The following is a 15,012-nucleotide window of genomic DNA, read 5'->3' on the forward strand; positions in this document are numbered from 1 at the left end:
ACCCTATCTGTCAGCGTCGTCCATGATAGTGGCTGTCGCGGCTACAGCGTCAAGGTCGCCCAGCGCATCGGGGGCCACACCGATCCGACGCCGCCAATTGGGATGCTGGTGGATTGTCCCCGGCAAATTCGCCTGTTCGACACGACCCAACAAGTCCTCAATCTGTGCGACCACAAGGCGCGAGGGGGTGGCCGCAAGGAAAGTGTGCAGGTGTTCGACGGTTGCGCCACCCAGCACCGCCGTCAGGGCTTTCACCGCATCAGCGCGTTCGCCCATCGCCTTTGCATGGGCATCTGCGTCGATATCCCCGACCTTCAGCCGCCAGTCGACATCACGCCCCTGCTTCCAGCCCTCCCACGTGGGCAGATCGTGGCTGCCCCATGATGTGAGTGCCGCGCGTGCGTAGCGACCGGCGGCCAGGAAAGGCTGATCCTTCGCGTCCCAGTCGCGTTCGAACTGGGTGACACGGCATCCCAGAAGACCGCTGTCTTCCATCGCCTCGCGGAGGCCATCGGGGATATTGCCCAAGTCTTCACCTACGATGGTCGCGCCCGCCCGCGCGGCTTCGATCCGGGCGACCGCCATCAGCGCCGCGCGCGGCATCGTCACGTAGGCACCAGGAACATCGCCTTCAGGGTTCCAGAACGCCCGCTCGAACCCCAGAACATGGTCGATCCGCAGCAGTTTCGCGTGGGCCAGAGCACGGCGGAGGATCAACGCGAGTGGGCGGAATCCTTCCACCGCCAGCGTGTCGGGGCGTAGGGGCGCCAACCCCCAGCTTTGCCCATCGGCAGAGAAGGCATCGGGTGGCGCGCCCAGCGACACGCCAGCCGCGAACAGCTCCGGCTGCCCCCACGTCTCGGCCCCCTGCGGGTGGGTACCGACCGCAAGATCGAGATACAGCCCGAAGCGCATCCCAGCCTCCAGCGCAGCCTCCTGCGCCTTGGCGATCTGCGCTTCGGCCCGCCATTGAAGCCAAGCGTGGAACGTGACCTCGTCAGCCTGCTCTTCGGCAAAGGCGCGCACCGCATCGCTATCGGGATCGCGCAGTGTCTCGGGCCACTCGGGCCAGTAGGACCCGTAGCGGCTGGACAGCGCCTGATGCAGAGCGAACCGCTCCAGATCGTCGCCCATCTTAGCGCGCCACGCATCGAACCCGGCATCCGGCGCGAAATCCGCGCGCAGGGCGGCAAGGCGGCTGGCGGTCGCAAGTTCGTAGTCCAGCAAGTCATCGGCGGGTAGCGGTGTCTCATCCGCGAAGACATGCAGTGCCGACAGCCATCCCCGGTGCGATGGCGCGTAGGGAGAGAACGCCTGCGCATCCTGTAGGAAGCCAGCGTGAACCGGATTTATACCGATGAAATCGGCTCCCGCGCGGCCCAGCGATGCGGCCGCCTCGGCCAGATCGGCGTATGTCCCGATGCGTCCGTCGCGCGACAGGCCGTAGAGTGGCAAGGTGATGCCCCATGCGCGCGGCGGTTCCGGCAGTGTCGCGGGTGCGCACAAGAGCCACCCTCGGTCTTCGCCTACGGTGATCGTGTGGATGCCCACCGGAAGCGCATCAACGTCCGCGCCCCGCCCCGTGCGTTCGGTCCCGTCTTCCAGAACCAACTGCCAGTCCTGCCCCTCCAACGCGGGCAACCGCAAAGCCGCGTCCGCCTCGACCACCTGCCAAGTCTCCACAGTCCGGGCGCGATCCAGCGCGGTCAGCCGATCCTCGACCTCCGCGTCCGACACTACGCCGAACCCCGCTAGCAGCGCATCGCGGGTCGCGTCACTGGTCTGATGCTCGGTCCCGGTCGCGTCCTTGTAGACAGGCAGGATGCCCACCCATTCTGCCAGACGGTCCCGCGCCCCGCTCATTCCGAACCCCACAGCACGAAGACAGCCACCGAGTCCGCCGGGATCGTCACCGCGTCAAAGACCAATTCCCCCACCCGGTCAGGATCGGCCGTGTCGATCCGCCAGTCCCACGACATGCCCTTGGGCGGTGGCGGCAGCTTCCAGTCGCGCGCATCGCCACGGTTGAAGACCGCGAAGATCGCCTGCTCTGTCTCGGCGTACTCCGGCGTTCCGCTGGCCATGCGCAATTCCATCGCGATGGCATCCTGACTGGCATCATCCCACGCTGCCTGCGTCATTGGCTTGCCGTTCGACTGCCACCAGAACAAATCCTCTCGCCCGTCCACCGAGCGTTCGCGCGAATGCAGGAACAGCTTTTGCCGCAGCAGTGGATGCTCGCGCCGGAACGCGATCATGTCGCGGGTGAAGGCATGAAAGTCTTCATCGGCCTTCGACCAGTCGATCCAGCTCGTCTCGTTGTCCTGCGCATAAGCGTTGTTGTTCCCGCCCTGAGAGTTGCCGATCTCATCGCCCGCCAGCAGCATGGGCGTGCCTTGGGACAGCATCAGCGTGGCCATCATGTTGCGCTTTCGCCGGGCGCGGGCCGTTTTGATCTCGGCGTCCTTGGTCGGTCCTTCGACGCCCAGATTGTCGGAGTAATTCTCTCCGTGGCCGTCGCGGCCATCTTCGCCGTTCGCGTCGTTGTGCTTCTCGTTGTAGCTGACGGTGTCCTGTAGCGTGAAACCATCGTGCGCCGTCAACAGGTTAACGCTCGCCGTCGCAGGGCGGCCCGAGTGATCGAACTGCAAAGCCGATCCGGTCAGACGATCGGCCAGCCCCGGCACCGAGCCTTCGTCACCGCGCCAGAACATGCGCACCCGGTCGCGAAACTTGTCGTTCCACTCCAGGAACGGCGGGGGGAAGCCACCAAGCTGGTATCCGCCGGGGCCGATGTCCCACGGCTCTGCGATCAGCTTCACCCCGGTCAGGACCGGGTCCTGCCTCACGGCGTCGAAGAACGCGGCGCCCTGATCGAAGCCGCCCGTTCCCGCCCGGCCCAGGGTCGAGCACAGGTCGAAGCGGAAGCCATCCACATGCATGACCTCAACCCAATACCGCAGCGAGTCCATGATCATGCGCAGCACCATGGGATGATCCACGTTCAGCGTGTTGCCGCAGCCGGTATCGTTCACGTAGTGGCGGGGATTATCTTCCAAACGGTAGTAGCTGGCATTGTCGAGGCCACGGAACGACAGGGTCGGGCCGAGCTCGTTGCCCTCGCAGGTGTGATTGTAGACCACGTCCATGATGACTTCGATGCCCGCGCCGTGGAAGCGCGCGACCATCTGCTGGAACTCGGCGATCTCTTGTCGGGCCATGTAGCGCGGTTCCGGCGCGAAGAAGCCAAGCGTCTGGTAGCCCCAGTAATTCGTCAGCTTCTTCTCATGCAGGAAGCGGTCCGTCAGGAAGGCCTGCGCGGGCAGCAATTCGATCGCGGTGATGCCCAGATCGGTCAGGTAATCCAGCATCGGGTCCGACGCCATCGCCATGAACGTGCCCGGATCGCGCACATCGCGGCGCATGGCGGTCAGGCCCTTCACATGCGCCTCGTATATCACCGACTGGCGCACCGGCACTTGGGGCGGCAGGTCGCGTCCCCAGGAAAACGACGGATCGACGACAACGGAGCGCGGCATGTATGGCGCAGAGTCACGCGGGTCGATCACAAGGTCGGACTTTCCCACCGTGTAGCCCATCAACGCATCGTGCCACGCGGGATGCCCCGTCAGTTGCTTGGCGTATGGGTCCATCAGCAGCTTGGCGGGATTGAAGCGATGGCCTTCCTCTGGCGCATAGGCCCCATGCGCGCGGTAGCCGTACTTCGTGCCCGGCGTCAGGCCAGAGATATAGCCGTGCCACACATCGCCGTTACGCTCGGGCAGGTCGATACGCGTCTCTGTGCCGTTCTCATCGAACAGACACAATTCCATGCGGCTGGCATTCTGGCTAAAAACGGCGAAGTTCACACCGTCGCCATCGAAGGTCGCGCCCACCGGAGCGGCGCGACCGGCGGTCATCTGAAAGCGTTTCATCAGGCGGCTAGCAGCCCTTCGTAGAGGGCCGCGTATTGTCCGGCAGACACGTCCCAGCCCACTGGATGAGCCATCGCGTTGCGGACCATGCGCGACCAGGTCTGGGGTTGTGCGTGAAGCTCTAGCATACGCATCAGCGCAAGATACAGGGCTTCCGCATCGTCAGGCGCGTGTACGATCCCCGTGGGAACGCCCGCCTTCAGTGCGGCATCATTGGCGTCGATCACCGTATCCGCCAACCCGCCCACGCGCGCCACCACCGGCAGAGCACCGTAGCGCAGACCGTACAGTTGGGTCAGGCCGCAGGGCTCGAACCGCGAGGGCACCAGAACCGCATCGGCCCCCGCCATCATACGGTGCGACAGCCCTTCGTCGTAGCCGATCTGCACGCCAAGATTCTCATGCAGCGCACCGGCTTCGCGCCAAGCATGCTCCAACCCCTTGTCGCCCGATCCCAGCAACGCAAGCTGCCCACCCTGATGCAAATAGCCGGGGATCACGTCCAGCAGCACATCCAGCCCCTTCTGCGCCGTCAGCCGAGAGACGACCACGGCCAATGGCCCGTCCGACGGCGGCAGCCCGAAGGCTTTTTGCAGCGCCTTCTTCGCGGGTCCCTTTCCGCGGTGGGTCTTGAAGCGCCGGATCGCGGGGTCGGTGGCCGGGTTCCACTGATCGGTGTCGATCCCGTTCAGGATGCCCACCAGATCGCCCCGGCGCGCGGTCATCAACCCGTCGAAGCCCATGCCGAAGGCGGGCGTCGTCAATTCGCGGGCGTACCGGGGGCTGACGGTCGTGATCCGATCACAGGTCGTTAGCCCGGCTTTCAGCGTCGAGATGCGGCCCCAGAACTCGAACCCATCTTCGGTGAAGTCCTCCGGTTCCAACCCCAGCGCCACCATCCGGTCGGCATCCGCCTGCCCCGCGAAGGCGATGTTGTGGATCGTCATCACCGACGGCACCGGCGTGCCGTCGCGCTTCAGGAAGTACGGCAACAGCCCTGCCTGCCAGTCGTGCCCATGCGCAATATCGGGCCGCCAGTCGGTCGCACCCCGGCAAATCTCTGCCCCCGCCCGGCACAGAGCCGCATAGCGTTCGGGGTTGTCGTCCCAATCATGGCCTTCTGGCGTCAGATAGATCGTGCCGTTCCGGTCATACAGATGCGGCGCGTCCAACACATACAGACCGCCCATCGACGTCTGCGCGAAGAAAACACGCGCCGGACCACCGTAGAGATCATCGAAGGCGAAGACCTTTTCGCCCTCGACCTGCTTCAGGACCTGCGGGTAGCCCGGCAGCAGAGTATGCATTTCCACGCCCTGCGCTGCCAATGCCGCTGGAAGAGCACCCGCCACGTCGGCCAACCCGCCCGTCTTCACGAAGGGCACGCATTCCGACGCGACCGATAGCACGCGTCTCACTGGGCAGCGCTCCAGCCGTCGATCATGTCTTGCGTGATCAGCGTGACCCCGCCTTTCGAGACTTCGAAGAACTTGGCATCCGCTTCGGCATCCTCACCCACGATCAAGCCTTCGGGGATATGCACCCCTCGATCCACGACACACTTCCTCAGGCGCGCATGGCGGGCAACATTGACGTGCGGCAGGATCACCGACTCCTCCAACGACGCAAAGCTGTTGGTATTCACCTGCGTGAACAACAACGAGTTGCGGATCTCGGTGCCCGACACGATGCAACCGCCCGCCACCATCGAGCTGACGGCAAGCCCGCGCCGGTCGTCCTCGTCATGGATGAACTTCGCAGGCGGCGTGATCTCGGAGTAGGTCCAGATCGGCCAGTTGGTGTCCCACAGATCCAGCTCGGGATCGAAGTCCGTCAGATCGATGTTCGCCTGCCAGTACGCATCCACCGTGCCAACGTCACGCCAGTAAGCCGGAGCGTCGGCGCGGTGACGCACGCAGGACTTTTCGAACTCATGCGCCTGAGCCCGACCGTTCTTCACGATGTAGGGGATAATGTCGCCGCCGAAATCGTGACTGCTGTTCGCCTCGTCGGCGTCATGCATCAGCAATTCGCGCAAGTAGGACCATTTGAAGACATAAATCCCCATGGAGGCAAGCGTGCGCGTGTCATCGCCTGGCATGCCCGGCGGCTCGGCGGGCTTTTCCAGGAACGATGTGATCTTTAGCGTGTCGTCGACCGCCATAACTCCGAAGGCCGAGGCCTCTTCGCGCGGCACGGTCAGGCATCCCACGGTCACGTCGGCATTCGTGTCCACGTGATCCCGCAGCATCAGCTCGTAATCCATCTTGTAGATGTGATCGCCGGCCAGGATCAGGATGTATTCGATCCCGTAGCTGTCGATAATATCGATGTTTTGCGTCACCGCGTCGGCGGTGCCCACATACCACTTGCCTTCGTCCACCCGCTGCGACGCGGGCAGGATATCCAGAAACTCGTTGCGCTCTGCCCGCAGGAAGGACCACCCGCGCTGGCAATGGCGGATCAGCGAATGCGCCTTGTATTGCGTCGCCATCGCCATCTTGCGAATGCCGGAGTTCAGCGCGTTCGACAGCGCGAAATCCACGATCCGCGTTTTGCCACCGAAGTAGACCGCCGGCTTCACGCGGTTGTTCGTCAATTGCTTCAGACGCGATCCGCGCCCGCCCGCCAGCACGAATGCCATCGTGCGCGAGGCCAGCCTCTTGTTACCCGGTTCCATCGTTCCTCCCTCGGGGCCATTCAGCCCTCTTTCACAAAGATCACAGTCGAAAGTGGCGGCAAGAAGATGTCTGCGCTGGCCGGCTGCCCGGTGCGCCCCTCCCCGGACGCCTCCACGCTGCCCATGTTGCCGCGCCCCTGTCCGCCGTAGATGTCTGCATCCGTGTTCAATGCCTCGCGCCATGTGCCCTTGGATGGCATGCCCAACGTATAGGGCCGCTCCACCGGCGTCATGTTGCAAGCGACGACCACCTCGGGGTCGTCCCCGCCCGACCGCCGGATCCACGCGTAGACGCTTGCATCCGCGTCATTCGCTTCGATCCACTGGAAGCCCGCCGGATCGCAGTCCAGCGCGTGGAGCGCAGGTTCGGCGCGGTAAAGCGTGTTCAGATCGCGCACCAATCGCTGCATCCCGCTGTGGCGACGATCTTCCAGCAGGTTCCACGGCAGCGAGCCGTTGTGGTTCCACTCGCTCGGCTGGGCGAACTCGCACCCCATGAACAGCAGCTTCTTGCCCGGATGGCCCCACATGAAACCGTAGTAGGCGCGCAGGTTGGCGAATTTCTCATCCTCGCGGCCCGGCATCTTGTTCAGCATGGAACCCTTACCGTGCACGACCTCATCGTGGCTGATCGGCAGGATGAAATTCTCGCTGAACGCATAGTGCAGCCCGAAGGTCATCAGGTGGTGGTCATGCTTGCGATACACCGGGTCCTTTTCCATGTACCGTAGCGTGTCGTTCATCCAGCCCATGTTCCACTTGAAGCCGAAGCCCAGCCCGCCACCGTCCACCGGCGCACTGACCTTAGGAAAGCTGGTGGACTCTTCGGCCACAGTCATGATGCCAGGAGAGTTGGCGTAGGCAGCGATGTTGACGCCCTTGAGGAACTCGATCGCCTCGTAATTCTCGCGTCCGCCGTCCTTGTTCGGGATCCACTCGCCATCCTTGCGGGAATAGTCGCGATACAGCATCGAGGCGACCGCATCCACGCGAAGACCGTCGATATGGTATTCCTCCAACCAATACAAAGCGTTGGAGGTCAGGAAGTTCTTCACCTCAATCCGGCCGTAGTTGTAGATCAGGGTGTTCCAATCTTGGTGGAACCCCTCTTTCGGGTCGGCGTGTTCGTACAGATGCGTGCCGTCGAACTTGCCAAGCCCGTGCGGGTCGGCGGGGAAGTGGCCCGGCACCCAGTCAAGCACCACGCCCAACCCCTTGCGGTGCGCGGCATCCACCAGATCGCGGAATTCATGCGGCGGGCCGGATCGGATCGTCGGCGCGAACAGCCCCACGGGTTGATAGCCCCAAGACCCGTCGAACGGAAACTCGCTGACGGGTAGCAGCTCGATGTGGGTGAAGCCCATGTCATGCGCGTAATCCACCAGCTCTTCGGCGGCTTCTTTATACGAAATCGCACGATTGCCTTCGTCCACGCGCCGCTTCCACGACGACAGATGCACCTCGTAGACGCTGATCGGCGCGGTGCGGGAATTGCGGCCCTCGCGCTCTTTCATCCAGTCGGCATCTTTCCAGCCATAGCCGCGAATGTCGCGCACGATGCTGGCATTCTGGGGCGCATGCTGGCTGCCAAAGCCGACCGGATCGGACTTCAGGGGCTGCAACGCACCGTCGTAGCCCAAGATTTCGTACTTGTAGGCCTCACCCTCGCCCACATGGGGAACGAAGATTTCCCAGACGCCCGTTCCGCCGCGCGGGCGCATTGCGTGGCGTCGCCCATCCCAGCCGTTGAACCCACCGACAACGCTGACACGCTGCGCGTTCGGTGCCCAGACGGCGAAATGGGTGCCGTGCTCGCCTTCGTGTTCGGTCACATGCGCGCCCAGAACGGTCCAGACCTTCTGATGTGTACCCTCACCCAGCAAGTACTCGTCCATCTCGCCGATGACAGGGCCGAACCGATAGGGATCCTCGTATTCCCACTCGCGATCGCCCGCCTGGCCCTTCAGGTGATACTTCCCCTCGGGCACGTCACCCGCGAAGACCGCAAGCCCACCGGCAACGCGTTCCAGTGGATGGTCCTTTCCCTTCACCACGGCGAAAAGCTTTTCCGCACCGGGATCAAGCGCGCGCACGGTCTCGCCGTGTCGGCCCAATACCTGAAACGGGTCGCCGTACCGCCCTTGGTGCAGGGCCTCGGCGGTCTTCGGATCAACGATGGAAGCGGGGTTTTGGATGTGGCCTGTCATGCGAACAAGGCTAACACGCCCCCGTCCGCTTTCAACGCGCCCCGCAAAAGAAAGGAGCGATCCCTTCGCGCAGGACCACTCCTTCATCGTTCCGCAAGTACCTCGGGGGAGCGCGCAGCGCGCGCGGGGGCAGCGCCCCTACCCGATGGAAAGGCTCTTCGCCCCCCAGATATCGGCCATATACCCCCGGATCGTCCGGTCAGAGCTGAACCAGCCAGACCGTGCTGTGTTAAGCACAGCCATGCGCGTCCAGTTGTCCGCATCCCGGTAGGCATCGTCCAGAACACGACTGGCGCGCCAGTAATCCGCGAAGTCCGATGTCACGCAGAAGTAATCCGCACCCGACAGGTTGTCGGTGATCGACTGGAATCGCTCCCCGAAGGTGCCGGCCTTGATGGCCTCAAGCGCGCGTCGCAAACGCGGATCGTCGGCAATGGCCTTCGACGCGTGATCCTCGATCTCGCGCCGCGACACCACTTCAGAGGCGGTCATCCCGAACAGGAAGAAATTATCCGCGCCCACAAGTTCGCGGATTTCCACGTTCGCCCCATCAAGGGTGCCAATGGTCAGCGCGCCGTTCAGGGCGAACTTCATGTTGCCCGTGCCCGACGCTTCCTTGCCCGCGGTCGAAATTTGCTGGCTGACCTCTGCCGCAGGGATCAGCTTTTCGGCCAGGGACACATTGTAGTTGGCCGGATAGGCCACCTTCAGCAGGTGCCCCGTGTCGGCGTCCGCATTCACAACCTCGGCCACCGCGTTGATCAGGTGGATGATCTCCTTGGCGAAGACGTAGCCCGGAGCAGCCTTGCCCCCGAACATCTTGACCTGCGGCACCCAATCACCCTGGGGCGCGTCCTTCATCTCTTGCCAAAGCGCGATGGTTTGCAGGATGTTCAGATGTTGGCGCTTGTATTCGTGGATGCGCTTGATCTGCACGTCGAACATCGCGTCCGGGTCCACCGAGACGCCACGCCCAGCCAGATACTGCGCCAAATCCACCTTGTTGGCCCGCTTTACCGCCGCATACTGCTCGCGGAAAGAGGCGTCATCGGCCATCGGCTCCAGATCGCGCAGCTTCTCCAGATCGCCGACCCAGCCGTCACCGATCGCCTCGGTGATCAGCGCCGACAGACGCGGATTGGCCGACAGCACCCAGCGGCGCGGCGTGATCCCGTTGGTCTCGTTCACGATGCGGTTCGGATGTAGCCGGTTCAGTTCTTCAAACACGGTCTCTTTCATAAGCCCCGTGTGCAGCGCTGAAACGCCGTTGACTTTATGCGCCATGGTGAACGCCAGCGGCCCCATGTTCACGTGCCCGTCAGAGATCAGCGTCGTCGCGCGATCGGGATGCCGCCCGGCGTGGCCCGCATCCATCGCCCGGATCAGCTGCATGTGGCGGGGCAACAGGTCGTCCATCAGATCGACGGACCAGCGCTCCAACGCTTCGGGCAGCAGGGTGTGGTTGGTGTAGCCCAGACAGCCGCGTGCGATCTCGACGGCGCTATCGAACGTCACACCCTTTTCGTCCACCAGCAGGCGCACCAGCTCCGGCCCGGCAATCGCCGGGTGCGTGTCGTTCAACTGGATCGCCACCTTCTGCGGCAGCAGCGTCAGATCGTTATACTCGCTCTCGAACCGGCGCAGGATGTCGCGCAATGACGCTGCGGTGAAGAAGAACTCCTGCTTCAACCGCAGGCGCTTGCCGTCGTCCGTCGTGTCGTCGGGATAGAGCACGCGCGAAATGGTCCGTGCTACGTTCTCCGGCATGGCCGCGCCGTAGTAGTCACCCGCGTTGAACGCCTCCAGATCGAAGACCTGCGGCGCGCGCGCGGACCACAGGCGTAGCGTATTGGCCCAAGCGCCCTGCCAGCCGATGATCGGCGTGTCGTAGGCCCGCGCGATCACGACCTCGGATGGCTGCCACACGGCCCGCCCGCCTAGGTCCTTCACCACGCCACCGAAGCCGATCTCATAGCTCGACTCGGGCCGCTCGAATTCCCAGGCATGGGGCTCGGTCAGCCAATCCTCGGGCGCCTCGATCTGGCGACCATCCTCGAAAGATTGTTTGAACAACCCATGCTCGTAGCGGATGCCGTAGCCATAGGCCGGACACCCGACAGAGGACATCGACTCCAGGAAACACGCGGCCAGACGACCCAGACCGCCATTGCCCAGCGCCGCGTCGGCCTCGTCTTCCAGCACCGCTGCGGCGTCGATATCGCGTTCCTCGAAGAACGCCGTTACATCGTCCATCAGACCAAGGTTCACCGTTGCGTCTTCCAACAGACGCCCAATCAGGAACTCCATCGACAGGTAGTACACCCGCTTGCCCTGCTTGGCGTAGGTCTCACGCGTGCTGGCAAACCACGGATCCACGATCCGGTCGCGGATCGCGAAGCTTAGCGCCATGCGCCAATCGGTCAGCGTGGCGTGTTCAGCGTCCTTGCCGAAGGCATACTTCAGGTGGATCAGGATCGCATCGGCCAAGCTGTCGCTGGGTGCGGTCACGGCGATATCTTTCATTGCAGGTCTCCTGCGCGGAACGCGGTTAGCGGTATCGAAAAACAATTGATGCGGCCTTAAGCCAAGCGCACAAACTTGCAAGACACCTGATGCGTCAATTCACATGAAGGTGCGTCGATGCCGCATTTTGCGGCACCAGTCGGTAGATCAGGCGGTATCGAGCCCCAGCCGGTCGCGAATGAACGCCAGCGCGACCTGCAGACCATCGGGCGCAATGCCATGCGCCGTCCCTTTGGAAATATGGGCGAAGACATCCACGCCAGCGGCCTGCAACGCCTCGGCGGCGGCAGGCAAGGATGCGGGCGGCACCACATCGTCCTGATCCCCGTGGATCAGCAGGACGGGCGGACGGACCTTGATCTCATCCTCCAGTACCTCGGGCCGCAACAAACGGCCCGAAAAGCCCACAAGCGCGGCCACCGACTCTGCCCGACGCAACGCCACATGCAGCGCCATCATCGTGCCCTGTGAAAAGCCCACCAGCACCAAGCGATCCGCCGCGATACCCTCTTCGGCCAGCACGCCGTCGAGCCATCCGTTCAGGTCATCAACCGCCCGGTCCATCGCGACTTCGGCCTCGCCCACGTCGGACCCGTCGAGCCACGGGATCGGGAACCACTGATAGCCCATCGGATTGACGGTCGATTGCTCCGGCGCGTCGGGGGCAAGAAATACCGTGTCGGGCAAATGCGGGGCCAGCGGGTCGGCCAATCCCAGAAGGTCCGCGCCGTCCGCGCCGTAGCCGTGCAAAAACACCACGACCGATCCTGTCTTGCCGGACGCCGACGCCCTGCGCTTGCTTGCCAATCCCCGTGCCATCGTCCGTCTCCTGTCAGGTCACTTACGCTCTAAGACGCCCGGCGCCCGGCGCGCAACATACCCGTTCTTTGTTTTCCCAAATACTCATCCACAGCCCGCCACGCGCGGCTCAAACGACCCCTTCGCGCGCCTTCGCCACCGCATACCACGCCCACAAGCCTCGGGCCGCGACACCGCGCCAAGGCCGCCACGTCTCTGCCATCTCGCGCAGCGCCTTCTCGGAAGGTCGCGTGTCCAGCCCATACAGCATCCGCGCCGCCTCTTGCAGCGCCAGATCGCCCGCCGGGAACACGTCGGCCCGGCCAAGACTGAACAAAGCGTAGATCTCTGCCGTCCACCGTCCGATCCCAGGCACCGCGACAAGCGTATCCACCACATGGTCAGAGGGCGCATCCTGCAGCGCGTCGAAGTCGATCCCGGCCTCTGCCAGCGCCCGCACATACCGCGCCTTCGGTCGCGACAGTCCGACTGATCGCAGCTCATCTTCCGTCGCCGCCAACACCGCATCCGGCGCATGATACCCAGCCGCCTCGACCCGCGCACCGATGGCCTTTGCCGAGGCCACGCTGACCTGCTGGCTCACAATCGCCTGCACCAACGCCGGAAAACCACCGTTCCGCAGGCGATCCGGCCAAGGCCCGGTGTCCACCCGCGCCCGCGCCATTGCCGGATCACGCGCGCCAAGCCACACCGCGCCCTCTTCGATGCAGGCCGGACCACGCAATATCCGCTCCGGCCCGCTCACATCCGCCGCCTTGCCCAGGCAACGGCGCCCGCCACCGTGTCGAACCGTGTCGCTTCGGGTTGTTGCGGACGGCGGATCATCGCGACCTCGACGCCCAGTTCTCGCGCAGCATCCAGCTTTGCGCGGCTGGAGGCACCGCCCGCATTGCGCACCACCAGCCAATCCAGCCCGACGCCCGTGAACCGCGCGACCTCGCTCTCGACCGACAGAGGAGGCGTCTCCACCAGCCAATGCCCGTCCGCGAAGGGTGTCGGCACGGCGGGCGCCTTGTCGAGTTGGCGGACGAACACCCGCCGGCCTTCCATCGCGCCGAAATCGCTCAATCGCTCCCTGCCCGTGGCGATCAAAACGGTCGCGCCCTCGGGGATCATCGCCGCCGCCGCCGCCTCATCCTGTGCGAAATGCCACGTGTCGCCTTCAACGGGCCGCCATGCCGGGCGCAGAAGCTGCGCGTAATCCACGCCGACCTCTGCACAGACCCGCGCAGACCGATGAGAGATGCCGGCCGCGAAGGGATGGGTCGCGTCGATCACCATGGCGATCCGTTCGCGCCGCAGATAGGCCGCGAAACCCTCGTCGCCGCCGAATCCCCCGATCCGCGTCACAGTGCCATAAGGCTGCGGCGCGCGTTCAGGAGCCGCGACCGACACGACGACCGACAGCCCCCGCAAAGACGAAAGCGCCGTTACCACGTGCCGCGCCTCGCGCGTGCCCGCCAATAAAAGTAGTCGCGTCATGCCCGTCCGTTTCAATGTTTCAGATCAGAGAGCTTATTCGCGTGCAGCCGGTCGCGGTGCCGGTGCCGCACGATCTATCAGCATCATCGCGCTCAAGGTCAACGCCACCCGTTTGGACTTCCCATTCACTCCGGGCGGTTCTACGGCTTTCACCATGGATCAGACGCCCTCCCACACCCGGCAGAATGTCGCGGTTCTCGTTGCCGCCCAAGCCCTTTTGGGAGCGCAGATGCCGATGTTGTTCGTGGTCGCGGGCCTTGTGGGTCAGACCCTTAGCCCCATCGCTTGTCTCGCCACACTGCCGATCTCGCTGATCGTTCTGGGCTCAATGCTTTCGGCGCAACCGTTATCGGGCCTCATGCAGCGCTTCGGACGGCGTGCTGGGTTCTGGACGGGTGCTGCAGCAGGCGCGACGGGGGCGGCAATCTCGGCCTACGGGCTCTGGCTGGGCAGCTTCTGGGTCTTCATCTCAGGCGCGCTTCTGTCCGGCACATTCATGTCCAGCCTCGGCTTCTACCGCTTCGCCGCCGCCGATACGGCGACCGAGTCGTTCCGGCCCAAGGCAATTTCCTACGTGCTGGCGGGCGGACTGGTGTCGGCCATCGTCGGCCCGCAATTGGTCAAGCTGACGGCGGACGCCTTCGTCTTCCCCTTCCTCGGCACCTACCTCGCGATCATTGGCGTGAACGCCGTCGGCGCGCTTCTCTTCCTTGCCCTGCGCATCCCCGCCCCGCCCATCCCAGCCCATGACGCGCCTAAGGGCCGCAGCCGGATAGAGCTTTTAAAGACACCGCGCATCGGCGTCGCCATCATCGTTGCCATGGTATCCTACGCGCTGATGAACCTTGTGATGACCTCGACCCCGCTGGCCGTCGTCGGCTGTGGCTTCACCGCAAACCGCGCCGCGGATGTTGTTTCGGCCCACGTCTTGGCAATGTACGCGCCGTCCTTCTTCACCGGCCACCTGATCGCGCGCTTCGGCGTGACACGGATCATGGGCCTCGGCCTCGTCCTTCTGGCCAGCGCCGGTTTGGTCGCGCTGTCGGGGGTTGAGATCACCAACTTCTTCGGCGCTCTCATCCTGCTGGGCCTAGGCTGGAACTTCGGCTTTATCGGGGCGACCTCGATGCTTGCAGGCGCACACCGCCCCGAAGAGCGTGGCCGCGTTCAAGGTCTGAACGATTTTCTCGTCTTCGGCTGCGTCACCTTGGGATCTCTGGCCTCTGGTGGCTTGATGAACTGCGCGGGCGGCACGGCGGAACAGGGCTGGACGGCGGTGAACATCGCGATGGTGCCGTTCCTTGTGCTGGCGGGCGGCGCGCTGATCTGGCTGCGCATGACCCGTCCGCGCACGGCCTGACCGCGC

At 64.1% G+C, this 15,012-nt stretch carries 10 protein-coding genes; 1 reads left to right on the forward strand and 9 read right to left on the reverse strand.

The features are described 5' to 3' along the window. Nucleotides 1-3: 3 nt before the first annotated feature. The 9 genes from FIU81_RS10670 to FIU81_RS10710 all read right to left on the reverse strand — a co-directional run bounded on the left by FIU81_RS10670 (nucleotide 4) and on the right by FIU81_RS10710 (nucleotide 13,646). Complete coding sequence (locus FIU81_RS10670; RefSeq protein ID WP_124112222.1) at nucleotides 4-1,863, reverse strand: 4-alpha-glucanotransferase; 1,860 nt, start codon at nucleotides 1,861-1,863, stop codon at nucleotides 4-6. Further along, on the reverse strand, nucleotides 1,860-3,935 hold the full coding sequence (glgX, locus tag FIU81_RS10675) for a glycogen debranching protein GlgX (RefSeq protein WP_124112223.1): 2,076 nt from the start codon (nucleotides 3,933-3,935) through the stop codon (nucleotides 1,860-1,862). Before glgX ends, FIU81_RS10670 begins: the two co-directional genes overlap by 4 nt. Beyond that, nucleotides 3,935-5,353 (reverse strand): glycogen synthase GlgA, encoded by a 1,419-nt coding sequence (gene glgA, locus FIU81_RS10680; protein WP_124112224.1) that lies wholly within the window; start codon nucleotides 5,351-5,353, stop codon nucleotides 3,935-3,937. The genes glgX and glgA overlap by 1 nt, the downstream gene beginning before the upstream one ends. Then, nucleotides 5,350-6,579 carry a glucose-1-phosphate adenylyltransferase gene (gene glgC, locus FIU81_RS10685; RefSeq protein ID WP_413816236.1) on the reverse strand — a complete coding sequence of 410 codons (1,230 nt, stop codon included), beginning with the start codon at nucleotides 6,577-6,579 and terminating at the stop codon, nucleotides 5,350-5,352. Before glgC ends, glgA begins: the two co-directional genes overlap by 4 nt. Nucleotides 6,580-6,635: 56 nt before the next feature. Continuing rightward, nucleotides 6,636-8,822 carry a 1,4-alpha-glucan branching protein GlgB gene (gene glgB / locus FIU81_RS10690; RefSeq protein WP_172971456.1) on the reverse strand — a complete coding sequence of 729 codons (2,187 nt, stop codon included), beginning with the start codon at nucleotides 8,820-8,822 and terminating at the stop codon, nucleotides 6,636-6,638. A gap of 138 nt (nucleotides 8,823-8,960) precedes the next feature. Beyond that, on the reverse strand, nucleotides 8,961-11,345 hold the full coding sequence (locus FIU81_RS10695; protein WP_124112227.1) for a glycogen/starch/alpha-glucan phosphorylase: 2,385 nt from the start codon (nucleotides 11,343-11,345) through the stop codon (nucleotides 8,961-8,963). A 147-nt stretch (nucleotides 11,346-11,492) separates the two neighbouring features. Further along, nucleotides 11,493-12,164, reverse strand: a complete 672-nt coding sequence (locus FIU81_RS10700; protein WP_124112228.1) for an alpha/beta hydrolase — start codon at nucleotides 12,162-12,164, stop codon at nucleotides 11,493-11,495. 109 nt (nucleotides 12,165-12,273) lie between these two features. Continuing rightward, nucleotides 12,274-12,909 (reverse strand): DNA-3-methyladenine glycosylase family protein, encoded by a 636-nt coding sequence (locus tag FIU81_RS10705; protein WP_254695898.1) that lies wholly within the window; start codon nucleotides 12,907-12,909, stop codon nucleotides 12,274-12,276. Continuing rightward, complete coding sequence (locus FIU81_RS10710; protein WP_124112229.1) at nucleotides 12,906-13,646, reverse strand: precorrin-6A/cobalt-precorrin-6A reductase; 741 nt, start codon at nucleotides 13,644-13,646, stop codon at nucleotides 12,906-12,908. The genes FIU81_RS10705 and FIU81_RS10710 overlap by 4 nt, the downstream gene beginning before the upstream one ends. A 154-nt stretch (nucleotides 13,647-13,800) precedes the next feature. On the opposite strand from FIU81_RS10710, the gene FIU81_RS10715 reads away from it, so the two are divergent. Next, nucleotides 13,801-15,006 (forward strand): MFS transporter, encoded by a 1,206-nt coding sequence (locus FIU81_RS10715; protein ID WP_124112230.1) that lies wholly within the window; start codon nucleotides 13,801-13,803, stop codon nucleotides 15,004-15,006. Nucleotides 15,007-15,012: the final 6 nt, after the last annotated feature.

It is taken from the genome of Palleronia sp. THAF1, from assembly GCF_009363795.1.
In the GTDB taxonomy this organism is placed as follows: domain Bacteria; phylum Pseudomonadota; class Alphaproteobacteria; order Rhodobacterales; family Rhodobacteraceae; genus Palleronia.